This window comes from Mucilaginibacter sp. P2_A4, assembly GCF_056405015.1.
On sequence record NZ_JBFUCX010000002.1, the window covers coordinates 156,813 to 181,005 of the forward strand.

Here is a 24,193-nt window from a genome sequence, read left to right on the forward strand (position 1 = left end):
TGTAGTTATCTAATCATGTAAATCGTTTTATCAGTTTAAAAATCAGTTAGTTAATCGTTAAAATTGTGTAAGGTTTAGGGAAATGTTTTTATTTATCGTACGATACTTTTACTGTTTTGCCTTCAACGTTGAATTTTAAGTTGTTGAGCTCAAGTATTCTGAAAACTTCGGTAAGGCTGCTATTCCTTGATATTTCTCCAAAGTATTTTTCTGGGGGTAAATTGCCTTCATAAACAACATCAATATTATACCACCGGCAAATTTGGCGCATCACGCTTTTCAGATCGTCGTTTTCAAAAGAGAATATCCCGTTTTTCCATGCGGTTTCCTTATCAAGGTTAACCTTGAGTCTGGCAATGGAGCCGTTGCCGGCCCAGCTCACAATGGCTTGTTCGCCGGGAACAATTAAACTGGAATTTGATGCAGAACTAACTTTAACAGAACCTTCTAATAAGGTTGTTTTAATGGCGCTTTCATCGGCATAAGCATTAATGTTGAAGTGCGTGCCCAATACTTCAATAGTTTGGATGGCCGACTTTACCCTAAAAGGCATCTGTTTGTTTTTTGTTACCTCAAAATAGGCTTCGCCGTTAAGGGTAACTAATCGCTCGGTTCCTTTAAATGTGGTTGGATAAGTTAATGATGAAGCAGCATTGAGCCATACGTTGGTACCATCGGGTAGGGTTATTTTGTACTGGCCCCCCCTGGGAGTAGCTACAGTGTTTTGACCGGCATCGTTTGTGCTGGCTTCGGCCTTGTAAACTATTTGCCCGTCAGCTGTTTTGGTGATGCTTGCGCCGGCTTGTTTGGCTATTTCTCCTTTGGTAGCATCATCAAGCGTAATTTTTGTTCCGTTGGCAAGAGTAAGCATGGCCTTATTACTGCCGGGAACTATACCCTTATAGGCGTTATTTATAAGGTTGGGCTTATGGTTGTTAAAAACAAAGATATAAGTAGTAATAGAGAGAAAGAAAAGAATAGAAGCCGCTATAGCGTATTTTATATAAATAGGCTTTAACCCAATAGAAAAGGTTTTTTTTTCGTGTTGCTTAATCCGGTCATCGATTGTTTTTTTAATAGCTCTTTTTAAAAAAACATACTCCAACTCATTTTCATCTGTAATAAGGTCATCACTAACTTCAAACAGATCATAATATAATTCCAGGAACTTAATTTCTTCCCTGGTTGCTTCACCAAGGCGGTATTTTGTTAAAATTTCAAAAAAGTATTGCTTATTTGCTTCGTCCATCTACATTCTTTATATAAACATGAGTCGGGAAATTTAAAATAGCCCACATCATTTAAAAATATTTTATCTTTTTTAATAAAAATACATTTAATGCAAGTGAATAGTGTGAATTAAGCAATAAAAAAACGCTGTTATTGTAAATAAAGCATTTATGTGGCGTGGTTTTAGACTACATTAAGCCTGATTAGCCATTTTGATAGAAATAAAACAGTAGGTGGATCAGGAAAAGCGATTTTCTTAGTGTTACAAGTACCTTGCCCATCTGATTGCGTACCGTTTTTGGAGAAATTTGTAACTGATCGGCAATTTGCTGGCTGGTTAAGCCTTCATTAAAGCGTAAATTGAAGATAATGCGCTGCTGCGGGGGTAATGTGTTTATTAATTCGTTAAAGGCTTTTAAAAATTCATTATGAAGCATGTTGGCATCGGCGCCATGAGGTGATCCTCTTAGTTCATCAGCGCCATCGGGCAGTGCGGTATATTTTGCTTCCTTCTCCAGAAACTTGAAAACACCGTTGCGGGCAGCAACCAATAAATAGGCAGGCAAATTTTCAATGGGTGCTTTGGTGCCTCGTATCCATAGTTGTACAAAAACATCCTGGGCTATATCCTGGGCGCGTTCAGCATCATTCAACCTTTTGTAAGCTGTATTGTAAACCTGTTTCCAGTATTTGTTATACAAAATATCAAAAGCAGGTTTACTGCCATTGCTAAGCTGCAATAAAAGTTTGGCATCATCTGCGATATATAAATCGTCCGGGATCATGATGCCTTATTTTTTTTCATATACAGCGGGGGAGCCAAAAAATATAAAACACCAACTGGAAACTTAAAGCCCATAATAAAAAGTTACACAGTAAAGATAAATATTTTATGAACTTTTGAGGTGGTCAGATTAATTCATCATACCAAATATGATGTATAATGTTAAATTTTTTGCTAACATATAAAATTTATAGCTAATAGAAATGAACTTGTATTAGTTGGATATGGAATAAGCAGGATTTGCCAAACCGGAAAGATATTTGGCGTGTATTATTAACAGACAATTTTTTCTCATCCGGCTTATGCCATAACAGACGGAATGATCATTAAAGGGATATGATGATTTACAAGTGCTTTTTCGGTTGTGGATTTATTGAAGATATTTGAAAAGAAGCCATGCCGGTAATGAACCAGCACCAGCATATCTAATTCGTTGTCTTTACATAATCTGTTTAACCTGTTAATTACATCTTTACCTCTTATTTGCTGGTAAGTTACATTTGTTTGTTTGATGGCATCAACATGGTTGTAAATTGCTTTTTCTTTAGCTGGGTTTTCACTTTCTTCTAAAAGCGATACATGTACAATTTCCAATTCAAAACAAAGAGTTTTACCAAGCCCAACCAGGTAGGTAATAGCGTTGATATCGGATAGTTCAAATGCAGTGGCCAAAGTAACTTTTTTGATTTTTTTCATCTCTGATTTTGGCGGTATTACCAAAACCGGGCAGGATGAATGTTCAATAACGCTTAAGGTATCGCTTCCGAAAAAAAAGTGGTTCAAAGTACTGTTGGTACTGGTACCCATTATAATGAGGGCTACATCTTTCTCCTGGATAATAGCAGGTATATTATTGCCGAGCGATCCGTCTTCTGATTGATAATCGATTTTGGGTTTATAGTCATCTGTACAAAAACTAGTAATGAGATGCTTTATTTGTATCGATAGCTGAGTTAGCCCGACTATGCTTTCATTTTTACGAAAAGAAAACTCATCAACCACCCAGGGGCCGCCGGTATAAGCAGGTATCATCGGCAGATCATCATAAGCGTTATACAGGAAAATATCGGCATGAAGCTTTTCTACAAGCATTAAAGAGGATTTGGCTGCATGGGTTGCGTTTGCAGAAAAATCGGTCAGCATAAGTACTGTTTTCATGGTAAAGCGTTGAGTTGTAAAATTGGAGTTTTTAAACGGGTGTAATAATGACGATGGTCATGATTACGTGTGATATTTAATTAAATTTACTAATTATCAAACAATTAATTCAAAGGTTTATACTGCCCGCATATACGGGGTTACAGATATAGATCACGTTTACGAATGATACCCCTCATTTTTATTAAGGGTTTTTCTGGCAACCTTTATTTAAAGAAAGAGGAATCATGAATCAAACTCACATCCATTTACTGATAACTCACCTGCCCATTATCGGCTCTATATTAGGTGGGTTTGTTTTAATCCATGGAATTTGGACTAAAAGCCATCAAGTTTTGATCGCTGCATACAACGTTTTAATTGTTTCTGCAATAGGTGCAGTAATTGCTTACGCTACAGGTGAAGGAGCAGAAGATGGTGTGGAAAACATTCCGGGTATAGCAAAAAGTATGATTGACCAGCATGAAGATTCTGCTGTTATATCTTTGATTGCATTGATCATATTAGGCGCAATTTCTGTGGTTGGGCTTTTGGTAACCCTGAAAAAATCATCGCTGATAAGGCCGGTTGCTCTGGTTGCATTATTTATTTCAGTAGTAGGTTTTGGACTTATTGCCCGAACTGGTTATTTAGGCGGACAGATAAGGCATACGGAAATACAACCTAATGCCCAGACATCTTATTAAAAGTATGTAAAGGTATTTTGGCGTAAAATGAATAGTCTTCAGCATTGGATAGAAAAAATAATTTCTCAAATACCGACCTTGATTGGTGTGTGAACAAAACGAGGTTTAAGCCGGAACTTTTATATTAAGGTTATTAATAAACCTTGCCTTTTAGCTTAATATGCCAGGTATTGTGTAAATACCTGCTGCATAAAAGCTTTTCCATAAAGCAGGGTTTTGTCTGTATAGCTTTGTGGCATGTTTTTATTTTGGATAAAGCTTACGGTGTTACCGGCATTATCAAAAGTAACCGCTTGCTGAGGCAGCATAAAGCCCATGCCATTATCCCAATCAAAAAACGCGAAATCCTGGGTATATGGATTCAATAAGTTTTTTGACCATTTAAATTGTTGATGGGGCAGGTTCATTTGCGCCAGCAGGGTGGCGGCTATATCTGTTTGGTTACCCAGTTTATTAATTTTCATGCCCCTGTATTCTGGTTTTATGGCATCACCGAAAAACAATAGGGGGATGTGGTATTTCCGGGGTTCATAAGGTTCGGATATGTTTAGGGGAAGCCTGTGCCCATGATCTGCCACCAAAATAAAAACGGTGTTTTTGTACCAGCTGTGTTTTTTAGCTTCGTCAATATATTGTTTCAGGCTGGCATCGGTGTAGTAAGCCGTGCTCCTGAATTTATTGCTCATGTCATCACCCGGAAAATGAGGTGGCACCGGCAATTCAAATGGCTCATGATTACTTAATGTTTGCACATAGCTAAAAAAGGGTTGTTGCTGTTGATTAAGGTAATTGATATTTCTTTTGAATAAAATATCATCATGAGCGCCCCATTTGGAGTTCATCTCTTTATCCTCAAAGTTTTTCTTTTCAACAAAGTGGGCAATTTTATGACTTAATAAATAGGCTTTAAAATTCATGAATTCGCTTTCGCCGCCATAAAAGTAGGAAGTATTATAACCCTGATCGGCAAAAATATTGCTTAGGGTTGGCAGGCGTTCCTGTTTCTCGTTATCAATAATGATGGTTCTTGTAGCCTGCGATGGAAATGCGCTTAAAATAGCGATGATCCCTTTATCGGTTCTATCGCTGGCGGCATAAATACTGTCAAATAAAACGCCCTGCTTTATAAAATCCTCAAAATTTGGCGCATCTCCCTTTTCTCCACCCAATGATGCTATCAAATCGGCGGTAAAGCTTTCTAACTGAAAGATCACCACATTGGGGCGGTTGGTGGTAAGGATATGAATAGTGCTATCCTTTTTTACCGAATACATACTATCAACCAAAGCCGAGGCCTTTTGTGCAGGCATAAACAGGTATGGATTACCCGGCGACTGCACGTTCTCCACCACATTTTGAATCAGGTTCCATTCGGTATTCAGGGCACATTGGTTAAGTATGGGCCTTGCAGAAAAATAGGCATTGCTCTGGCTTATTGGCGCCAGCTGTAAGCCGCCGCGAATAACCAGCAGGTTTAAGCCCAGCAGTAATACTACGATAACGAGTTTAATTGCGAATAGGGCTTTGGGCTTGGTAAATTTAAAGTCGATGATATATTTTGATAGCAAAACGCCGGTAACAAACAGCACAACCATGACAATAAAACTCAGGAAAATGGGCGAAGAGCTGGCTGCCGCAAAAGCCTCGGATGGGGCATTTAGAAAAACATCAAACGCCCTGAAGTTTACTTTTGTACCCCACTCGCGGAATATGTTGAGGTTAACAACCGTAATGAATGAGATGATAAACACACACAGGTAAACATAAAACCTTAACCATATAGTTTTGATGTTATATTTTGTGAACCAATTGGCGCTAAAAACTAGCAGGGGGATTACACAGATATAAGCCGCAACAGAAGCATCCATGCGGATGCCATATAAAAACGTTTGCCAGATTTCGTAAAAACCGGAGCCACTTAGCTTGTTATGGAAATATATTTCAAATACTACGCGGGTTAGTATGGATAATATCATCCAAAAGAAAAAGAACCGGCAAAAACTAAAAAGACTTCTTAACATCGGGTTTCAAAAATAGTTATTTAAACCTGATGTTAAGATGCCTTTAATGTAGTGTGAGGTAAATATTAAACTATGCTGACATGCAATGCCTTAAGTGTATTACACATCACCTTTATCTCTGCTTCGGTATTATAATAATGTACCGATGCGCGTACATTACTGGTAAGGTGGTTTTTATCCATATAAATAAGCGTTGATATAGCTTTACCTACAGATACGTTGATGTGGTTTTCGGCCAGTTTGTTTTTTACTGCGGCGCTATCCATGCCGTTTACAGAAAAGGTTACAATACCACATTGCTGTTCGCCAAAATCATGAACAGTTATCCCATCAATAGCTGCCAGTTGCTGCCGCATCAAGTTAGCCAGGTATTGTACCCGCTGCCAGATCCTGTCGACACCGATATTTAAAGCATACTCCACAGCTTTACCAAGGCCCAGGGTAATAGCGCGATTTTTTTCATACAGTTCAAACCGGCGTGCATCATTTCTCGGCTTGAAATTATCAAGGCTTACCGAGGGCGCGCTAAAACCATCCATAAACAGGAGTTGTAGTTTATCCTGCACCTCTTTGCGCACAAACAAAAAGCCTGTTCCCCGTGGTGCCCGCAGGTATTTGCGCCCGGTTACCGATAACATATCGCAGCCAATCTTTTTTACATCTACCGGTATTTGCCCGGCACTTTGGCAGGCATCGACCAGGTATAAAATGTGGTGTTTGCGGGCAACTTTACCAATTTCCACAATGGGGATCATTCCGCCCGCGGTTGAAGAAATATGCGTCATGGCAATCAATTTCGTGTTGGGCGATATAGCTGCTTCCAACGCTGGTATTGAAAAATTACCCCAATCATCATTCGGGATTATTTTAAGGGTTACACCGCGCGTTTTTTGAACATTTAAAAAACCGATGAGGTTGGTTACATATTCCATTTCGCAGGTAATAATCTCATCGCCGGGCTTAAAGTCTATACCGTTAAAAGCAATCCCCCATGCCGTGCTGGCATTTTCAACGAGGGCGATTTCGTCCTTGCCGGCATTAATCAGTCGGGCTACCAACTCATAGGTATTATTTAATTGGTCATCGTATTTATATTCGGTTTCGTAGCCGCCATTAATTGCTTCCTCATGCAGGTAATTAACAACGGTTTCAACCACCACATCAGGAGGTAAGGACGCACCCGCATTGTTAAAATGGATTTTTTGGGCTGTTCCCCTGGTTTCGGTTCTTAGTTGCTGTATTTCCTGTTCGCTTAATGGGGTAATTTCCATGGTGTTTTAATTTTATTGGTGAGTGATGTAATGTTTTTCAACACATATTTTATGTCCCCTCAGGGTCTCCTTGAAAAGTGGCCCTGAGGCCGCGTGCTATGTATAATCTATATACATTCGACCTGCATGGTGCCTCAGGGTCCTCCGTTGGAGAGACCCTGAGGGGACGGAATTTTAGTTTATTGTGAATGTTGTTATTACTAAAAATTAATCTCCATCATAATGTCCGCGCGGCCATAGGTGCCGGGGGTTACCGGTATTTCTGTAAAGCCCAGTTTGTGATAAATGTGGATGGCGTTTTTTAATACCCGGTTTGAAAACAGTATCAGCTTTTGCACTCCCATTTCCCGGGCTTTATCAATACCCGCCTGGCATAAAAACTGACCTGCGCCGCCGCCATGATAGGTTTTATCAACAGCCATTTTGGTAAGCTCATAAACACCATCCTCAATAAAACGGAGACCTACTGTGCCTACTATGGTAGTACCCAACGCTGCAAAATAAATTTTGCCTCCTTGTTTTAGCATGGCCTCATCCGGGTTTTCTAAAACCCATTTGTCCAGCGGTTCTACTACAAAAAATTCTTCGAGCCAGGCTTTGTTGAATTTTTCAAAGTTGGGCTGGTACGATGGCTGATAATCAATTAATTGAAGTTCCATTTTTTAATATGTTTTGATCATTACAAAGTAAAAGCATCTGGCTATAGTAAAACAGATTCAGTTTTATTAATTTTGACCATAACAGATTTTAAAATGGAGAAATTGCCAGTAGCCGTTAATGATGATTTTTTATATGCGCAGATAGCCGCACGTATTGAAAAACAGATTAAACAAAACCTGCTAAAAACCGGCGACAAGCTGCCATCCGTAAGGGCGTTAAGCCTGGAGCAGGGCATCAGCATCAGCACATCATACAAAGCTTATGTAGAGCTGGAAAACATGGGGATGATAGAGGCCCGGCCAAAATCGGGCTATTATGTAAAGTTCTCGCCGGCAAGATCAACCAACGCGCCAGAAGTTAGGCCCCCCTTAAAAAAGATAGAGCAGGCCAGTGTTACCCAGATGATTGCCATGGTTTATCAAAACATGAGCGAAGAAAGTGTTGTGCGTTTATCGCGCTCATCCCCACCATTTAGCCTCATTCCGATGGCGAAGCTGAATAAATCCATGATGGAATCTATCCGCAAAAGTCCTACGGGTAATATCAATTATGAAAACCTGCAGGGTAATATCGGCTTACGTAACCAGGTTGCCAAAAACGCTTTTAACTGGGGCGGTAATATTACCGGCAATGATGTGGTAACTACCCAGGGCTGCCTGGAAGCCCTGATATTTTGCCTGCGCGCGCTTACCAAACCGGGCGATACCGTTGCTATTGAAAGCCCCACCTTTTTTGGGATCTTTAATATTATGCTTAGCCTTGATTTGAAGGTGCTGGAGATTCCGGTTAACCCCGATACCGGAATTGATATTGATTACCTGGCCGAGGCAATGGATAAAGTGGATATTAAAGCCTGCCTGTTTGTAACCAATTTTAGTAACCCGGTAGGTAGTTGCATGCCCGATGACAGTAAGCAGCAATTAGTTAAACTGATTACAAAAAGGCGCATCCCGTTGATAGAAGATGATATTTATGGCGAGATATATTTTGGTAAAAGCAGGCCGCGCACCTGTAAAAGCTATGATACCGAAGGTTGGGTATTGTTATGTTCCTCAGTCTCTAAATCAATTGCGCCGGGTTACCGGGTAGGTTGGTGCATACCGGGCAGGTTTAAAGACCAGGTTATCAATATAAAAATGATGCATACCATCAGTTCGGCTACGCCAACGCAGGCGGCCATCGGCCATTTTTTTGAAACGGGCCGTTATGATTTGCATATGCGCAACCTGCGTAAGGCTTTGTACACCCAAAGTTTGCGTTATACCCAAGCCATTGTTACCTATTTTCCGGCAAATACCAAAATAAGCAGTCCGCAGGGAGGTTATGCCCTATGGGTTGAGCTTGATAAAAACATTGATGCTTTTGAGCTTTACCAGCTTGCCATAGCCCAAAACATCAGCATTGCTCCCGGCCAAATTTTTAGTACCGATGCAAGGTTTACCAATTTTATCCGCATCAGTTTTGGTTTAACTTTTAATGATGTGGTAGAACGGAGCTTTAAGGTTTTAGGGGAGCTGATAAGGCAATTGGGATAGGGTTTTTGTAGAGACGCATATCTTTTTTATTCTCATCCTATATAAAAAAATGTCATTTCGAAACGAGGTACGAGTGAGAAATCTTATGCGATATGCAAAGTTTACTGTACAAGGTTCGATCTGTAAGTTGGAATAGCAAGTCTCAGAAGATTTCTCACTCGTACCTCGTTTCGAAATGACAACGGTATATATAGTTCACACGGGAATTTTCAACTGTCTTCAAAAGATCATAATAACGGTAAGTTTATAATCGCTTCCCTAAACCGGGTATCTTTGCGACTTGTTTAATAATTGACCGGAAAAAGAGCAATAAAACGGCTGTTTTTAGTCTGGTCAGCAAATTTAACCGATATGTTCTCAACGCTTTCTGTGCCAAAGCCCATTAAGGAGCGGCACCAGGGCATTGCCAATTTGTTGGCTTTTGCACTAATACCCCTTTCAGGTTTCGCAACTGATATTTACATACCATCGTTACCAACCATGGCTGCCGAAATGCATGTAAGCAGTATACAGGTACAGCTCACGCTATCGTTATTTTTAATAAGCTATGGCGTTACCCAACTATTCATCGGCAGTGTGCTTGATAGCTTTGGTCGGTACAATATCAGCCTGATATGCCTGTCTGTTTTTGCTTTGGCCAGTATTGTTATCGCCAACTCAGCTAATATTTATGTGATATACCTCATGCGGATATTGCATGGTATTACAGTGGGGGGTATAGTGGTATCTAAGCGCGCTTATTTTATTGATCTTTTTTCGGGCGAAAAGCTGAAACATTACCTGAGCCTGTTTTCTATCATATGGTCTACCGGGCCAATTGTAGCGCCTTTTTTAGGTGGATACCTGCAAACCGGTTACGGGTGGAAATCAAACTTCTACTTCCTGGCCCTGTTTGCTGTTGTGCTTGCTGTTTTGGAGTTGATTTTCAGTGGCGAAACTTTGAAAAATTTCTCGACATTCCATATTAAAAAGATAGGCGGCATTTACGTAAGCATGATAAAAACCACCAGTTTTACCCTGGGCCTTATTATGTTGGGACTTGCATACTGTATGGTAATGATATACAACATGACGGGGCCTTTTATTATTGAGCATACCCTGCATTTAACCCCTGTTGTTGCCGGTTACAGCTCACTGGTGCTGGGCATAGCCTGGTTAATAGGCGGCCTAATTGGTAAAGCGACTATCAACAAACCGTTTTTTAACCGCATGGTAGCTAATCTTAGCCTGCAGGTTATATTTGTAATTGTGATGATAATTAGCATGAGGTATATCGCTAATTTATATTCCATGATTTTTTTCGCGTTTATTATCCACGTAGCCGCAGGGTTTACCTTCAATAATTTTTTCACCTATTGCTTAAGCCGTTTTCCTCAAAATGCAGGTATAGCAAGCGGACTTTCCGGTGGTATCAATTATGTTATCGTATCGTTTTTTAGTTATGGCATTGTTTCTCTGCTGCCTGCTAAAGATGAACACAATTTGGGCTATAGTTACTTTGTGCTTATCGCACTATCGGTTATTGTAATGCTGATTTTAAAAATGAAGAAGGAGTTGTTGAGCGAGGGAGTTAAGTAAAAATGTTGTTTGTTCTGCTACCGCGAGGTTTTAACTCGTGGTTCCCATGGTTTCAGTTTTTAGCTGAACCAGGTAAGCTAAAAGCTTACAACATGCATCCCACGGGTTACGCTGCGCTAACCCCGCGGGAGATTGAGGCTTGTTATCCTACTCAAATATCCTCAAATACCGCTCTACCGAAAACGCCATAGCCCGCATCGCATCCTTTAAAATATAACGCCCGAAAGCGCCATACATGGCCTGGTACACTTTGCCGCTTATGGATTTCTGAATCTGTAATATATCTTTTTTTGGCAGTGGGATAAGGTTAGGATAACTGTACATAAACGAAACTGTTTTTAGATCAGGGCTTACCTGTATCACATCACCAACTAATAATAAACCATCATTTTGCGGACTATACAAAACACTTCCGCCGGGGAAATGTCCGCCGCAGCAAATCAGTTGGATGTTATCCCATAAAGTAATTTCGTTCCCTTGCCAGAGGTGGATAGGAGCGTCCCTTCGGGCAAGCCATTCTTCATCCAGGGCGTTCACATATATCGGAGCATCACCAAAAAACTTGCTCCACTCCACTATGGTCGAAAAATAATGAGGGTGCGATAGGGCGATAGCTTTAATACCGCCCAGTTTGTTAACCTCCGCTATGGTTTCCTCATCAATATTGCTGATGCAGTCCCATAAAATATTGCCGCCGGGCGTTACCAGCAGATGAGCCCGTTGGTTAATGCCAAAAGCAGGTTCGGTATAAATAGTGTATAGGTTTGGAGCCACCTGCTCTATGATGTTTTTATGCTGATGGTTTAAATCGGCGAGCGTGGTCCAGCTTTGGCCTTTGGGGTTTACATACTGGCGATCATCTTCGCATATTTTGCATTGCGATGGTGGGGTTGCCGTGGGGGCATATTGCACGCCGCAGGTAGTACAGATATACGGGGTTAGTGGCATAGTAAACTTGTGAATTGTTAAAAATAGATATTAGATGGTACCTCCCAATGACGTATTAAAAAACTTTTTGTCATCCTGAACGCAGTGAAGGATCTATTTGCAGACTGTACAGGGCGAAGAAGCATGGCGAATAACAGATCCTTCACTGCGTTCAGGATGACAAACTTATCTTAGGCATCAATAAATAAAGTTAAAACAGTTTCATATAACCCACAAAAATAAAAACCGCCTCAAATTTAATTTGAGGCGGTTTTTACAAGCAACAAAATGAAGATTAATTTAGCTGTAAAACATTCGGGCCAAATTCTTCAAAAAAGATATTATCCGTATTTATCCCTGATTCTTTCAGGTCATTAAATTGTTTCTGAATAAAAAATGATGGTCCGCATATATAGTAACGGGTTTTGGGATGGTGTTGCAAATCGTCGATCTTGCTTATGTTTAAATGCCCGTCGTATATGTTTTCGGCGGTGTTTTCCGGCGATGTTACATCGTAAAAAACATGCTGGTTAAAGTTGGCATGGTTTGTTGCCAGCTCATTGATATTTTGTTTAAAGGCATGTACAGATTCATTACGACAACCATGAAGCCAGGTAATGGGTTGTTTGGTGCCCTTTTGAGCTAAGTGATCTACCATGCTCATAAAAGGAGTTATGCCAACACCGCCGCTAATAAACATGAGTGGTACATCTAAATTATCGGGCAGTGTAAAATTGCCTGCCGGCGAAGTAAGCTCTACCTGTTTGCCTTCGGTAATGGCGTCATGCAGCTGGTTACTTATCATGCCGTTAATATCAACGCTTGCGCCTGTTTCCCGTTTAACAGAGATGCGGTAATAGTCATCATTGGGTGCGCTGGAAATGCTATATTGGCGTATTTGAGCCATGTTTAATTGCGGTAGAAAGAGTTTGATACTAATGTACTGCCCCGGTTTGTGGTGAGGCACTTTTCCACCATCGGCGGGATATAAATAAAATGAACATATTTCGGCCGATTCCATTGTCTTCTGCCCCACGTTGAATAAGCGCCAGCCTGTCCACCCGTTTGGTTTTAAAACCTGGTCCATATATAAAGTTGCTTCATGGCCACTCATCAGTGCGGCCAGTTGGTTATAAGCTGTTTTCCAGGCGTCTAAAATTTGAGGTGTAGCGGCATCGCCTAAAACTTCGCCTATGGATGCCAGCAGGTGGTTACCAACTATGGCATAGTGCTCTGGGCGAATATCTAAGCTGATATGCTTTTGGCCAATCCGGTCAACCACGGGTAGTAGTACAGATGGATCGGCAATGTTTTCTGCATAAGCCAGTACTGCCATGGCCAGGGCGGTTTGTTGTTTACCTGTTTGCTGGTTTGCCATGTTAAACATGTTTTTTAATTCGGGATTGTGTTTAAACATCCTGCTATAAAAATGGGTGGTTAACAATACGCCATGTTCTTTCAAAATTGGGACTGTGGCAAGAATGAGTGCTTTTTGATCGTTTGTCATAATAATATATTAATATCCTTTTATCTTAATATGGATTACACGTTTAAGACATCCGGCGGTTCAACTGGACAAATCTACGGTTTAATTAATAAAAGACAAAAATATCTTTTATTAATTTGTTATCTTTGTTTTACAGATGGCAATTTTTTCAAAAACATGCGAGTATGCAATAAGGGCTGTATTCTATATAGCTCATAAAACGGTTGCCGGCGGCAGGGTAGGCATTAAGGATATTGCCACCGGTATCGATTCGCCCGAGTTATACCTGGCTAAAATATTGCAGGATTTAAGCAGAAAAGGACTTATTAGTTCAGTTAAAGGTCCTCATGGTGGGTTTTTTATTGAGCCGCCCTCGTTAAGCAGGCCCTTAAGTGATATTGTAGAAGCGGTTGATGGCGACAGTTTATTTTATGGCTGTGGTTTGGGCCTTAAACAATGCTCTGAAGTGAACCCTTGCCCTTTGCACAACGAGTTTAAAGATATCAGGGACAGGATACACAAATTACTAAATACAACCACCATAGGCGAGTTTAACAGCGAACTGATTGATGGCTTATTATCGTTGAAAAAATAGGGGGAATACTAAACCGTAGCTACTAAATCTATGCTTTAACGTCCCCTCAGGGTTTCCTTGTAAAGGGACCCTGAGGGCGCTTGCTAAGTACAAAACTATGCAAATTTGATCTGCATGGTGCCTCAGGGTCCTCCTTTGGAGAGCCCCTCAATGCTATTAAGTTAATGAGTTTCTCCCCCAGCGGGGGAATAGCTTTGTAGCAAAAAAGCAAAAATGAAGCTCCGTGCCAGAGGTACGGAACCTTAGGTAGCGTACCTCTGGCACGCAAAAGACAATTTATTTATGTTTTTCTACAAAGCTTTTGCTCCTCTGGAGCACCCCATCACTCTCCTAACTTAATAATATTGGAGAGACCCTAAGGGGACGAAACCGGCTAAGCATATCAAAGATTAGATAAGGCTGTACCTATGTTTTAAGCGTTTTTTGCTTATTGCGCAGCATGATCATGGCCTTATCAGCCCTTACTTTGCGGGTATCTTCCTGCTTTGCCGAACCTACCCAATCGCAATAGCCCTGTTTGTATGATTTTGACAGGCTGTCAAAAAAATCCATCGCCTCTGGTTCCTGGTCAAGTAATACCTGTAGTTCGGCTGGGGTGCCTTCAATGTGTTCGCCTTTTTTTAGCATCTGTTAGTTAGGTTTTTAGTTTGGTTGTAAATGATATTGATAGCCAGTGTTTTAGATTTATGCTTTTGACATTCGGCTTTTAGCTTAAATATGAACCTATTTTTCTTCCTTTACAAATTCCTGCGGGGTAAGATCGGCAATTTGTTCATAGGCCATAAAACCTTGTTATTTGGGCGAGGGGGTATATATTAACTAAAAGGAAATTCTCTTCAATAATAAGCTAATTAAAAGTATTTTACGGGGGTGTTTATACTGCTGTTATACAGGTAAAAATACCTGTTTTTCATTCATGTATAGGACGGTTATTTTTTTAACTATACATTTATCTATAATTGTAAAACATCTGCCTGATACTAAAACCAAACCCTGAATTTATCACGCATCTGAACTTAATAATACCATTTTACCTAAATTTTAAACACACATGAAAAAAGCATTAACTTTTTCTGCTACGCTAACTTTACTGGTTATAGTAGCTTTTATTGGCTACAGTTGCGCCGGTAACAACAAATCTAAAGACGGTGTGGCAACAACCGCTTTAACAGATACCACCAAGCAAAGCGGCGCGTTCTTAAACCACCGCGACTCGGTACCCTCGCCACAGCAATACAGCGATTCACTTTTTACGCTTAGTCATGATTATCCTACAACGTTTAAACCGGTTGTTGATCCTTCGTGGCAAAAGGCATTGAACGGGCAACCCATATCCGATAAAAATTATATCGCTTACATGGATTCATTGAAAAGCTATGTGGCACCTAATGTATTGCCATTTTTTAAGGATAATAAAAACTGGACATCGGCAAAGTATGGCTGGTTTAATGAACCCTGGGTTGGCTCACAACGGGAAGCTATTTTGGGCACTTACTTAGGCAACGGAAACCCGGCCAATATGTTTAAAACCCTTAAGGAGGACGAAGCCGGATACGCCCTGGTTTTATATGATTCTGTAGCGGCCTATACGGTAGGACAAATTTGGGGTAAAACAGGTCAAAAAGTTAACCTTGCCAATGATGCCGCTCAATTTAAAGAAGGCAGTGTTATTGTAAAGTTTGCTTTTTCTAACGTTAACTACCCGCAATGGCCGGTAATGAAGGGCGCACAAACCTTTAGCGTTTATGATACCATACCCACCAAAGAAAACCCTAAAAGAGGCTACCAGGTAAGGAAAGTTAGCTTTTTTCAAATGGATGTTATTGTAAAGGATAGTAAAACATCGCCCAAAACAGGTTGGGTTTACTCTACCTTTGTGTATGATATGGATGCCCCTGGATCTGGCTGGGATAAAATGGTACCGCTGGGTGCCATGTGGGGCGATGACCCGGGTGTAAATAGCCCGCTTACGCCACCTTACCCTAAACTATCCGAGACCGTAGTTAACCCTAAGGCACCGGCTTATAGCAGAGAAACCTTAGGCTGGGGCGGCCGGTTGAGCGGCCCAAATGACGGTGCCGTTGCACAGGTGGCCTATAACATTAACACTGGCCAAAAGTATACCAACCTTGCACTGTCATCATGTATGAGTTGCCATAGCCCGGCGCAGGATTCATTTAACTCGTTCCTGTTGCCTGGTCCGTTCCCTACCTCGGATAGTTTGAAGGTTTATACACCCGGTAGCCCCGACTGGAATTTATGGTTCCAGGATAGGGCTGGCAATGTGCCTTTTGATAAAGGCCAGGTAGCCATGGATTACGATATGGTGATGGCATTTAAATCGGTATTGGCTTACCAGGCCGCGCATCCAACCGGAGCAACCAAGCTGCTGTTAACCAAAAAAGCAGCTGTTGACAGGTTTAGAAGACATAATACCAACAGCAGGTTCTGGCATTAATAAATTACCTGGTTACCATAACATAAAGTCGCCCCGATATCAATTGGAGGCGGCTTTTTTATTTGCCAGTTTACAAGAGATCCCGGTGGAGTATATACGTCAATAGGAGTGCATCGCGCTCCCAGGGTAGTCTCGTCCTTGCTCCTTTATCTTCCCATCCTTACTCCATCGAAGCTGTCTTGATGCTATTTTAAACGTACCACCAATCCACCCATTTCCTCCGTAACCCGCATCTGGCAGGCCAGGTAACTGTGGATTCTTCGACGTGCGCTGGGAAAAATTAGGCTACGATATTATTTTCTGGTTTTCCATATTGCCAGCTTGTTCCAAAATGATTTCTTAACCCGGTACCGGGAAATAACATCGGCATAGTACAATTTGGAGTTATACTCTAAATCTTGCAGCACGGTGCCAAGCAATCTGTTCGTTTTTTCGTCGCAAAAAAGCGGAAAGTCCGGTTTTATGATCGCCGGCTTACAGAATAATTCTTTTACCGAATCATATTCGTTTGTTATAAATTCATTTGAGGCCCATGCAAAGTTATCTACGCAGGCTACTTCCACAGCACCATTGGCATAAAAATAATGCGATTTGGGCACCCAGGCTATCAAAAAGCCCGGGTTAATATCGTAACCTGAGTTATAAAAACACATACGGTTTAATTGTGCGCCAAGTGCCAGCCAGGTATCCCACGGTGGGGTATCACCAATGTCGATATAGCAAGCACTTTCCGCTTCGGGCGCACCGTCGGTTACCGTTGAATCCGGATCAAATATCATGATGCGGCCATAATGGTGCAGCTCAGAAATGGGAATCAAATCTACCCCAGATTCATTTAACAAGGCAGATCGTGTTGATACAATCTTGTTGATAACGTCAGGTTTTTCAGCATCCCGAATTTGGTAGTAATAGTAATGAGGGGATAATTCCTCTGTGCGGAACAGGTTGGTGTTAAAGTCATTATTAACTTTTTCTATCCAGGTGGCGGCTTCCTGGATCACCTTGATTATATCCATAGATAAGGTTTGTATTAGAATGTATTAATAATGTATTAATAACGTGGATTTTCTGTCTTGATACTTGATACTAACTACTTGATACTATTTTAAACGTACCACCAACCCATCCATCTCCTCGGTAACCCGCATCTGGCAGGCCAGGCGACTGTGCTCATCGACGTTGGGCAGGGTATCCAGCATATCAAGTTCATTGTCGGTAGCGTGGAAATATTGTTCGGGACCTTCCAGTACTTGTATATGGCAGGTGGCACAAAGGGCCATGCCGCCGCAGGTAGCCAGTACATCATATTCGGATGCCTTTAAAACTTCCATCAGGCTCAGGTTGATACCTTCGGGAATTTCTACAGGTTGCCTTTCGCCGTTGCGGTCTTCAATAATTAAGTTGATCATGATTAAAAGGCGGTTACGCCGTAAACGGTGGTGTATTTAAAACTTAGTTTTTGTTCGGGATAAACATATTTAAAGGCGCTTTGGGCCATCAGCGCGGCTTCATGAAAACCACACAGGATCAGCTTTAATTTACCCGGATAGGTGTTGATATCGCCTATGGCATAAATACGTTCAACGTTGGTGCTGTAATCAACGGTGTTTACTACGATGGCAGATCGGTCTATATTTAAACCCCAGTCGGCAATTGGTCCAAGCTTTGGGCTGAGACCAAACAGCGGAATCAAGTGATCGGCAGCAATGTGACTTACCTCGTTGTGTCTGTCTAACAAAGTAACTTCCTGTAAATGCCCTTCGCCGGTTAGGGCTACCACGTTTGATTTGAGGATGAGGTCTATCTTGCCTTCCTTAGCCAGTTCAAAAACCTTTTCGGCAGAGTCTGGAACTCCACGGAAGGTATCGCCCCGGTGAACCAGTGTAACTCTTTCAGCAACATTAGCCAGGAAAATGGCCCAGTCTAAGGCAGAGTCTCCGCCACCGGCCAAAACCACTTTACGGTTACGGAACAGTTCGGGGTTTTTTACCATATAGGCAACGCCCCTGCCTTCAAAGTCGGTAAGGCGGTCAATCTCTGGTTTGCGCGGTTCAAAGCAGCCGAGGCCCCCCGCAATTACCACCACCTGGCAATGTACCGTAGTGTTATCGTTGGTTTGGATAATGTATGATCCATCGTTATTGCGGGTAAGGTTTTCTACCCTTTCGCCCAAGCTAAAAGTAGGGTGGAAGGGGGCAATCTGCTCCATCAGTCTATCCACCAGTTGCTGGGCGGTAACCTCGGGATAGCCCGGAATATCATAGATGGGTTTATGCGGATAGATCTCGGAAAGCTGGCCGCCAACCTGTGGCAGCACATCAATAAGGTGGCAGCGCATTTTTAAAAGCCCTGCCTCAAAAACTGCAAATAAACCAACCGGACCAGCACCAATAATGCAAATATCCGTGTTAATATCGTTCGTAATTGTACTTTTATCGCTCATGATTGTGTTTTATCGTACACAAATCTGTCAGTAAAAAAGGTGGGGAACAAATGATATAAAGTAATACTTGATTACTTTAAGTTATAGTTGGCAAGGCAAAAGCGTTTAAAAAGCTCAATCAGTTTACTGTTTTTACCATGGAGTTGTATGAATTGAAACGTGCGGAAAATCTCCAATCCTTTAATGTCAATAATACAAAGTTCATTATATTTTAATTCGCTCACTACCGATTGGATGGATAGAAAAGTAGCTGTATCTGAGTATAAAAGGTATTGTTTTATAGCGATGCTGCTCTCCAGCTGAATCTCTATGTTGAGATCTTTCGGGCTGATCTGTACGCCCGCCAGCGCATCATAGATTACATCAAGCGTACCCGAGCCGGCCTCGCGCAGCACCAATGGGATATCCAACAGCTGTTTCGGGCTGATCTCTGCTTTTTTTGATAACTTATTGTTTGCCTTGGTCACCAGCACAATTTCGTCCTTTGCAAAGGGCGAATAGGCCAGTTGGGGCGAGTGAGATGAACCTTCGATGATGGCTATATCGAGTTTTTCATCAAGGATCATTTGCGAGATATGATCAGTATTAGCCTGGATGAAATTGAAGGTAACCTCGGGATATGTTTTCTTAAACAGGGCCAGTATTTTGGGCAAAATGGTTTGAGCTACGGTAGTGCTTGCGCCAATATGCAGTGTGCCGGCCTCCAGGTTATTTAATTGGGCCAGTTCGGTTTCAAGGGCGGTATAGGTCTGGAAGATCTTATCAGCATATTGTAACAGTATCTTGCCTGCTGTAGTAAGGGCAATGTTGTTGCCATTACGTTTAAATAGCTGTACATTAAGTTGTTGTTCCAGTTCCTTAATGTGTTTGGTAACCGCCGGCTGGGTGATAAACAACTCATTAGCCGCCTTGGTAAAGCTTAGCCGTTGCGCAACCGTATAAAATACCTTTAACCTGAAATCGAATATCATCGGGTTAAATTTAAGGGTTTAAATTCATAGATTAATAAAATCCTCTACTTGGAGCTACTGTGTGTAAACATCTTTTAGAATCGTATCACTAAACAAAAACGTTGTCATTTCGATAGAGCAAGGGGAGGAATGTGGGGGGCGCGAAAGAGAAATCTTCTACGACATGCTAACGGACTTTGCACGTCGCATAAGATTTCTCCTCGTACCTCGTTCGAAATGACATTTTTATTTAATCAAAACTTGTGTACACACAGTAGCCCGTGGGCAAGGGAACTAAAAAGTTTTCCGAACACTTAGGGAAACAACTCCAACAAACCGCGGGACGGAAGTTTTGGTAACCAACTTAAGTCTTAATTCTTGACTCTTGATTCTTGACTCTTCTCCATGTAACTTGCTATATTTGCAATATGACAGGAAAATCGCCCAAAGAATCATATACCATCATGAATGAACTGGTATTGCCCAACGATACCAATACATTAAACAACCTGATGGGGGGGCGCCTGCTGCACTGGATGGATATTGCCGCCGCTATATCGGCACAAAAACATAGCAACCGTATTGTGGTTACAGCTTCTGTGGATAATGTATCATTTCAATCGCCTATAAAACTGGGCGATGTGATTAGCATTGAAGCAAAGGTTACCCGTGCGTTTACCACCTCGGTTGAGGTAAGGATGGATGTATGGGCGCAAAATATCCCATCGGGTACCAAAGTAAAAAGCAACGAGGCCTATTATACCTTTGTAGCATTGGATGGCGATGGACAAAAAACCCGGGTACCTGAATTACTGCCCCAAACGGATGATGAGATAGCATTATATGAAGGTGCCCTGCGCCGCCGCCAGCTGCGTTTAATACTGGGCGGAAAAATGCACCCTAATGATGCTACCGAACTTAAAGCTCTTTTTTTTGGCGAGCAACTGCCCTTAAACCTCAAAGATTAATTTCGTAACAAAAGGTAATGGGTATGGTCTAAATAATAATTAGTTTAAAAATCATAGCCATGAGATACTTTTTATGTTTTTTTATGCCACCTCTGGCCATATTAACCACCGGCAGAATAGGGGCATTTATCCTCAATATATGTTTGACGTTATTTTTCTGGATCCCCGGGGTTATTCATTCCATACTGGTAACCAGCGATTATTATGAGGCCAGGAGGCACAGGCAACTGATGCGTGCAACGCGCCGGGCAAGGTGGTAATATATCTGAACTCCGATTAAGCAGATTTATCAGATTTTTTTGATTTTGGTTTTTCGGAGCGACAGACATTCTGAAAATCCTTTAATCGTAAAATCGCGGTTCAGACAAATTCCAACCAAAATCCTCATATTTGCCTCGATGCAAAAAGGTAAGCTTTTAATTATCGACGACGAAGAACGCCTGCGTAACCTCATGGCCCGCATTCTACAATTGGAAGGACACGAGGTAATTACCGCGGCAACTGCTAAAGAAGGTTTGCGTAAACTGCAACAGGAACTGATACACGTTGTACTAAGCGATGTTAAGCTGCCCGATATTGATGGCATTACCCTCACCGAAACCATAAAAAAAACATATCCCGCAACAGAAATTATTGTGCTTACCGCCTATGGCACTATTAACGATGGTGTTAAGGCCATCAAGGCGGGCGCTTTTGATTACATAACCAAAGGTGATGATAACGAAAAAATCATTCCCCTTGTAAGCAAGGCCATGGATAAGGCCCTGTTGCAGCAAACAGTTATAGAGCTGCAAAGTAAGCTGAATGATAAATTTGGTTTCGACAGGCTGATAGGCAGATCCACCGCTATTGGCGATGTAATTAAATTAGCCCAAAAGGTAGCACTAACGGATACCACAGTTCTTTTACTAGGTGAAACAGGTACCGGTAAAGAAATATTTGCCGAAGCCATTCACCAGGCAAGTAACCGCAATACAAAATCATTTGTGGCGGTAAATTGCAGCGCTTTTACAAAGGAATTATTAGAGAGTGAACTTTTTGGCCATAAAGCCGGCTCATTTACAGGTGCATTAAAAGATAAAAAAGGTCTTTTTGAAGAGGCCAACGGCGGCACCATATTTTTAGATGAGATAGGCGAGCTGGACCACGACCTGCAGGCCAAACTGCTCCGGGTGCTGGAATCGCAGCAGTTTTTAAAAATAGGTGATACCAAACCCACACAAGTTAACGTACGCATATTAGCAGCCACCAATCGTAACCTGCAAACCGAAATTACCGAAGGCAATTTCCGGTCGGATTTGTTTTACCGTTTATCTGTTTTCCAGATCACTTTACCTCCCTTGCGCGAGCGTAAAAAGGATATCAAGTTGCTGGCAGAATACTTTATGCAGTACTTTGGCCTTAAAGTAAAAAAACAGATTAACGTGTTAAGCGATGAGTTTGTAAGCAAACTGGAAGCCTACAACTGGCCCGGTAACATCCGCGAGCTGAAAAACATAATTGAAAGGGCGGTAATACTTACCGATAACAATACCCTTGATGAAAGCCTGCTTCCTTATGAAATTCAGCAAAACCAGGTAAAGGCAGGTAGTCCCATATCAGCGTTTGATCTGTCTTCTGTAGAGAAACTTCACATACAGCGGGTACTTAACCACACGCACGGTAACCGTGCCGAAGCTGCTAATCTTTTGAATATCGGGGTAGCGACATTATATAGGAAGTTGAAGGAATACGGGTTGGAATGATTTGATTTCGGAACCCCAACGTCATGCTGAACTTGTTTCAGCACCCCACATGCTAAGTGTACGGCAGGATAATTCCGTTCACACCATGTCATTGCGAGGAACGAAGCAATCGCGAACTATGCTTTACGTTTGTTTGGGTAAAGGAATTATATAGTTGTAACCGACAACATTGGCCCGCTCTTGGCCGCGGGAGGGCCAAGTCCTTTTTGAAACAAAAAGGACCAAAAAATTCAAGTCAGCAGAAATGCTTCTTTGCGCTCAAGCCCTCTGCCCCGCAAAACGCGCAAAACCTGGGCTGGAATTATTTTGCCCCGGCGCACTTAGCCCCACCCCACGTGCAAAAACTTCCTATGCCCTGCAGCCGCACAATCCCCGCATTGTTTTGCCCGTTTTCGCCCGAAGCTGTTCTGCTGACGAGAAAGGGAATATCTTTCGTAAAACGAGAATAACAAGCCTTAGTATACGAACCACAAGGGTTACTTATCTCCACCACGTCATTGCGAGGAACGAAGCAATCTCCGGGCTATACAGGGCGGAGAGGCACAGCGCATACTCAGCTCAGCCCGTCCTCCTGCAAGGGTGGACCCTTGCAGGAGGACGGGCTGAGTCCGAACTATTCTTCTAAAGGCAAAATCTTCGCAAAAACAAATTTATATCTTGGTGGTATTTTAGTACCATGTGGTAAATCCACTAAAACTGAATCTGGATATTTTTTTTGAATATCATCTGTTGCTATACATAAAGGCCTTTTTTCTGCTGAATTATTTGATAAATAGTCAGGAACCTGCTGACAAGGTTCAAAAACCAACAAAGTATCCTTTGAATTATCGTTTTTACAGATATAAAGATTCACGAATCTATGATCACCGTTACACTCATGGTATGTTGGAAATATTTGTAACAATGATATATTTATCAGTGAAGAGCTATCTACTAAGTTGCGTTTTAAATTCTTCAATACTAAAGTTGTAGTTATCCCTGCCTTCACTTGTTTGGTTTGTCTTGATTGGATGCACCCCATGTTAAAACATGCAACAAAAACCACGAGATAAATTACAGATAACTTCATTATTTTTAATCTTTACTAAGTTCAGCATTCCGTGCTTTCCGAAGTCACCCCAGCTGTTCGCTTCCAGGCTTATGTGCCCGCATGCAAGTTGTTGAATATACGAAATCCCGGATGTTTATTTGATCCGGATTTTTTACTTTTAGAGGCTATTGGTACATGTTATTAAATTGTAGCCGATTGTCATCGGAACATGGCACATACTCAGCAAGCGACCACATGGGTGGCGCTTTGCGGCAGCAGTGTGGACCCTTGCGGGAGCTGGGGAAGAAATGCTTCTTTGCGCTCAAGCCCTCCGCCCTGCAAAACCGTCAAAACCTGGGCTGGAATTATTTTGCCCCGGCGCGCTTAGCCCACTCCACGTGCAAAAACTTCCTATGCCCTGCAGCCGCACAATCCCCGCATTGTTTTGCCCGTTTTCGCCCGAAGCTGTTCTGCTGACGGGAAGGGACTGTTTTTAGTAAGAAAGAGAATAACAAGTCCTCCCTACTCTGTCCTTTACACAAGAACTGCGCTAACTTGTGGGTTGATGGATAACTCTGTTATCGAATATTATTGACTGGCCCCCCCCTGGTAAAAAGGGTAGTTTTACCCTGTCATTTTATTCGCTTTTGGTAAACCCTTTGGGTAAT

The 24,193-nt window shown here is 41.8% G+C and carries 22 protein-coding genes; 8 read left to right on the forward strand and 14 right to left on the reverse strand.

The genetic code is table 11. The annotated features are described in order from the left end of the window. Positions 1–88: 88 nt before the first annotated feature. From AC1DYB_RS04595 to AC1DYB_RS04605, 3 genes are all read right to left on the reverse strand, one after another. Positions 89–1,249: a FecR family protein gene (locus AC1DYB_RS04595; RefSeq protein WP_477432870.1), complete on the reverse strand. Its 1,161-nt coding sequence runs from the start codon at positions 1,247–1,249 to the stop codon at positions 89–91. 184 nt (positions 1,250–1,433) lie between these two features. Beyond that, complete coding sequence (locus AC1DYB_RS04600; protein WP_295716139.1) at positions 1,434–2,015, reverse strand: RNA polymerase sigma factor; 582 nt, start codon at positions 2,013–2,015, stop codon at positions 1,434–1,436. 299 nt (positions 2,016–2,314) lie between these two features. Then, a complete protein-coding gene (locus tag AC1DYB_RS04605; protein ID WP_477432873.1) occupies positions 2,315–3,172 on the reverse strand; it encodes a universal stress protein in 858 nt (285 codons plus the stop codon). A 227-nt stretch (positions 3,173–3,399) separates the two neighbouring features. Between AC1DYB_RS04605 and AC1DYB_RS04610 the strand changes: the two genes are divergently transcribed. Further along, positions 3,400–3,858 carry a DUF2231 domain-containing protein gene (locus tag AC1DYB_RS04610; protein ID WP_477432875.1) on the forward strand — a complete coding sequence of 153 codons (459 nt, stop codon included), beginning with the start codon at positions 3,400–3,402 and terminating at the stop codon, positions 3,856–3,858. Positions 3,859–4,013: 155 nt separating this feature from the next. On the opposite strand, the gene AC1DYB_RS04615 is transcribed toward AC1DYB_RS04610, so the two are convergent. From AC1DYB_RS04615 to AC1DYB_RS04625, 3 genes are all read right to left on the reverse strand, one after another. Continuing rightward, the gene (locus AC1DYB_RS04615; protein ID WP_477432877.1) at positions 4,014–5,879 is read right to left on the reverse strand and encodes an LTA synthase family protein; all 1,866 of its coding nucleotides are present in this window, start codon (positions 5,877–5,879) and stop codon (positions 4,014–4,016) included. 65 nt (positions 5,880–5,944) lie between these two features. Next, positions 5,945–7,150, reverse strand: coding sequence for an aminotransferase class V-fold PLP-dependent enzyme (locus AC1DYB_RS04620; protein WP_477432879.1), 1,206 nt, complete (start codon positions 7,148–7,150; stop codon positions 5,945–5,947). A 200-nt stretch (positions 7,151–7,350) separates the two neighbouring features. Beyond that, positions 7,351–7,809: a GNAT family N-acetyltransferase gene (locus AC1DYB_RS04625; protein ID WP_477432881.1), complete on the reverse strand. Its 459-nt coding sequence runs from the start codon at positions 7,807–7,809 to the stop codon at positions 7,351–7,353. Between the two features lie 93 nt (positions 7,810–7,902). Between AC1DYB_RS04625 and AC1DYB_RS04630 the strand changes: the two genes are divergently transcribed. Both AC1DYB_RS04630 and AC1DYB_RS04635 read left to right on the forward strand, forming a co-directional pair. Then, the gene (locus tag AC1DYB_RS04630; RefSeq protein WP_477432883.1) at positions 7,903–9,345 is read left to right on the forward strand and encodes an aminotransferase-like domain-containing protein; all 1,443 of its coding nucleotides are present in this window, start codon (positions 7,903–7,905) and stop codon (positions 9,343–9,345) included. 351 nt (positions 9,346–9,696) lie between these two features. Beyond that, the gene (locus AC1DYB_RS04635) at positions 9,697–10,923 is read left to right on the forward strand and encodes an MFS transporter (RefSeq protein WP_477432885.1); all 1,227 of its coding nucleotides are present in this window, start codon (positions 9,697–9,699) and stop codon (positions 10,921–10,923) included. 147 nt (positions 10,924–11,070) lie between these two features. On the opposite strand, the gene AC1DYB_RS04640 is transcribed toward AC1DYB_RS04635, so the two are convergent. Next, the gene (locus tag AC1DYB_RS04640; protein WP_477432887.1) at positions 11,071–11,871 is read right to left on the reverse strand and encodes an MBL fold metallo-hydrolase; all 801 of its coding nucleotides are present in this window, start codon (positions 11,869–11,871) and stop codon (positions 11,071–11,073) included. Positions 11,872–12,145: 274 nt separating this feature from the next. Beyond that, entirely contained in the window at positions 12,146–13,357 is a 1,212-nt protein-coding gene (hmpA, locus tag AC1DYB_RS04645) for an NO-inducible flavohemoprotein (RefSeq protein WP_477432889.1), read from the reverse strand. 136 nt (positions 13,358–13,493) lie between these two features. Between hmpA and AC1DYB_RS04650 the strand changes: the two genes are divergently transcribed. Continuing rightward, a complete protein-coding gene (locus tag AC1DYB_RS04650) occupies positions 13,494–13,931 on the forward strand; it encodes an RrF2 family transcriptional regulator (RefSeq protein ID WP_477393253.1) in 438 nt (145 codons plus the stop codon). A 405-nt stretch (positions 13,932–14,336) separates the two neighbouring features. Here AC1DYB_RS04650 and AC1DYB_RS04655 read toward each other — a convergent pair whose 3' ends face one another. Then, on the reverse strand, positions 14,337–14,558 hold the full coding sequence (locus AC1DYB_RS04655) for a YdeI/OmpD-associated family protein (protein ID WP_477432891.1): 222 nt from the start codon (positions 14,556–14,558) through the stop codon (positions 14,337–14,339). Positions 14,559–14,982: 424 nt separating this feature from the next. Here AC1DYB_RS04655 and AC1DYB_RS04660 point away from each other — a divergent pair, with 424 nt between their 5' ends. Further along, positions 14,983–16,389 carry a hypothetical protein gene (locus AC1DYB_RS04660; protein ID WP_477432893.1) on the forward strand — a complete coding sequence of 469 codons (1,407 nt, stop codon included), beginning with the start codon at positions 14,983–14,985 and terminating at the stop codon, positions 16,387–16,389. A 293-nt stretch (positions 16,390–16,682) separates the two neighbouring features. On the opposite strand, the gene AC1DYB_RS04665 is transcribed toward AC1DYB_RS04660, so the two are convergent. The 4 genes from AC1DYB_RS04665 to AC1DYB_RS04680 form a co-directional block, all read right to left on the reverse strand. Further along, the gene (locus AC1DYB_RS04665; protein WP_477432895.1) at positions 16,683–17,405 is read right to left on the reverse strand and encodes a hypothetical protein; all 723 of its coding nucleotides are present in this window, start codon (positions 17,403–17,405) and stop codon (positions 16,683–16,685) included. An 84-nt stretch (positions 17,406–17,489) separates the two neighbouring features. Beyond that, positions 17,490–17,798, reverse strand: coding sequence for a 2Fe-2S iron-sulfur cluster-binding protein (locus AC1DYB_RS04670; protein WP_477432898.1), 309 nt, complete (start codon positions 17,796–17,798; stop codon positions 17,490–17,492). Positions 17,799–17,800: 2 nt separating this feature from the next. Then, the gene (locus tag AC1DYB_RS04675) at positions 17,801–18,832 is read right to left on the reverse strand and encodes an NAD(P)/FAD-dependent oxidoreductase (protein ID WP_477432900.1); all 1,032 of its coding nucleotides are present in this window, start codon (positions 18,830–18,832) and stop codon (positions 17,801–17,803) included. Between the two features lie 71 nt (positions 18,833–18,903). Continuing rightward, positions 18,904–19,803, reverse strand: coding sequence for a LysR substrate-binding domain-containing protein (locus AC1DYB_RS04680; RefSeq protein WP_295716651.1), 900 nt, complete (start codon positions 19,801–19,803; stop codon positions 18,904–18,906). 407 nt (positions 19,804–20,210) lie between these two features. Between AC1DYB_RS04680 and AC1DYB_RS04685 the strand changes: the two genes are divergently transcribed. The 3 genes from AC1DYB_RS04685 to AC1DYB_RS04695 all read left to right on the forward strand — a co-directional run bounded on the left by AC1DYB_RS04685 (position 20,211) and on the right by AC1DYB_RS04695 (position 22,495). After that, the gene (locus AC1DYB_RS04685; protein WP_295716653.1) at positions 20,211–20,750 is read left to right on the forward strand and encodes an acyl-CoA thioesterase; all 540 of its coding nucleotides are present in this window, start codon (positions 20,211–20,213) and stop codon (positions 20,748–20,750) included. 59 nt (positions 20,751–20,809) lie between these two features. Then, the gene (locus tag AC1DYB_RS04690) at positions 20,810–21,010 is read left to right on the forward strand and encodes a YqaE/Pmp3 family membrane protein (RefSeq protein ID WP_477432902.1); all 201 of its coding nucleotides are present in this window, start codon (positions 20,810–20,812) and stop codon (positions 21,008–21,010) included. 138 nt (positions 21,011–21,148) lie between these two features. Next, a complete protein-coding gene (locus AC1DYB_RS04695; RefSeq protein ID WP_477432904.1) occupies positions 21,149–22,495 on the forward strand; it encodes a sigma-54-dependent transcriptional regulator in 1,347 nt (448 codons plus the stop codon). 613 nt (positions 22,496–23,108) lie between these two features. On the opposite strand, the gene AC1DYB_RS04700 is transcribed toward AC1DYB_RS04695, so the two are convergent. Further along, the gene (locus AC1DYB_RS04700) at positions 23,109–23,564 is read right to left on the reverse strand and encodes a hypothetical protein (RefSeq protein WP_477432907.1); all 456 of its coding nucleotides are present in this window, start codon (positions 23,562–23,564) and stop codon (positions 23,109–23,111) included. Between the last annotated feature and the right edge of the window lie 629 nt (positions 23,565–24,193).

Excerpts from the sequence above, each read along its gene's own strand:
- AC1DYB_RS04595 (WP_477432870.1), bottom strand. The coding sequence starts at position 1,249 with ATGGACGAAGCAAATAAGCAATACTTTTTTGAAATTTTAACAAAATAC.
- AC1DYB_RS04600 (WP_295716139.1), bottom strand. The coding sequence starts at position 2,015 with ATGATCCCGGACGATTTATATATCGCAGATGATGCCAAACTTTTATTG.
- AC1DYB_RS04605 (WP_477432873.1), bottom strand. The coding sequence starts at position 3,172 with ATGAAAACAGTACTTATGCTGACCGATTTTTCTGCAAACGCAACCCAT.
- AC1DYB_RS04610 (WP_477432875.1), top strand. The coding sequence starts at position 3,400 with ATGAATCAAACTCACATCCATTTACTGATAACTCACCTGCCCATTATC.
- AC1DYB_RS04615 (WP_477432877.1), bottom strand. The coding sequence starts at position 5,879 with ATGTTAAGAAGTCTTTTTAGTTTTTGCCGGTTCTTTTTCTTTTGGATG.
- AC1DYB_RS04620 (WP_477432879.1), bottom strand. The coding sequence starts at position 7,150 with ATGGAAATTACCCCATTAAGCGAACAGGAAATACAGCAACTAAGAACC.
- AC1DYB_RS04625 (WP_477432881.1), bottom strand. The coding sequence starts at position 7,809 with ATGGAACTTCAATTAATTGATTATCAGCCATCGTACCAGCCCAACTTT.
- AC1DYB_RS04630 (WP_477432883.1), top strand. The coding sequence starts at position 7,903 with ATGGAGAAATTGCCAGTAGCCGTTAATGATGATTTTTTATATGCGCAG.
- AC1DYB_RS04635 (WP_477432885.1), top strand. The coding sequence starts at position 9,697 with ATGTTCTCAACGCTTTCTGTGCCAAAGCCCATTAAGGAGCGGCACCAG.
- AC1DYB_RS04640 (WP_477432887.1), bottom strand. The coding sequence starts at position 11,871 with ATGCCACTAACCCCGTATATCTGTACTACCTGCGGCGTGCAATATGCC.
- hmpA (WP_477432889.1), bottom strand. The coding sequence starts at position 13,357 with ATGACAAACGATCAAAAAGCACTCATTCTTGCCACAGTCCCAATTTTG.
- AC1DYB_RS04650 (WP_477393253.1), top strand. The coding sequence starts at position 13,494 with ATGGCAATTTTTTCAAAAACATGCGAGTATGCAATAAGGGCTGTATTC.
- AC1DYB_RS04655 (WP_477432891.1), bottom strand. The coding sequence starts at position 14,558 with ATGCTAAAAAAAGGCGAACACATTGAAGGCACCCCAGCCGAACTACAG.
- AC1DYB_RS04660 (WP_477432893.1), top strand. The coding sequence starts at position 14,983 with ATGAAAAAAGCATTAACTTTTTCTGCTACGCTAACTTTACTGGTTATA.
- AC1DYB_RS04665 (WP_477432895.1), bottom strand. The coding sequence starts at position 17,405 with ATGGATATAATCAAGGTGATCCAGGAAGCCGCCACCTGGATAGAAAAA.
- AC1DYB_RS04670 (WP_477432898.1), bottom strand. The coding sequence starts at position 17,798 with ATGATCAACTTAATTATTGAAGACCGCAACGGCGAAAGGCAACCTGTA.
- AC1DYB_RS04675 (WP_477432900.1), bottom strand. The coding sequence starts at position 18,832 with ATGAGCGATAAAAGTACAATTACGAACGATATTAACACGGATATTTGC.
- AC1DYB_RS04680 (WP_295716651.1), bottom strand. The coding sequence starts at position 19,803 with ATGATATTCGATTTCAGGTTAAAGGTATTTTATACGGTTGCGCAACGG.
- AC1DYB_RS04685 (WP_295716653.1), top strand. The coding sequence starts at position 20,211 with ATGACAGGAAAATCGCCCAAAGAATCATATACCATCATGAATGAACTG.
- AC1DYB_RS04690 (WP_477432902.1), top strand. The coding sequence starts at position 20,810 with ATGAGATACTTTTTATGTTTTTTTATGCCACCTCTGGCCATATTAACC.
- AC1DYB_RS04695 (WP_477432904.1), top strand. The coding sequence starts at position 21,149 with ATGCAAAAAGGTAAGCTTTTAATTATCGACGACGAAGAACGCCTGCGT.
- AC1DYB_RS04700 (WP_477432907.1), bottom strand. The coding sequence starts at position 23,564 with ATGAAGTTATCTGTAATTTATCTCGTGGTTTTTGTTGCATGTTTTAAC.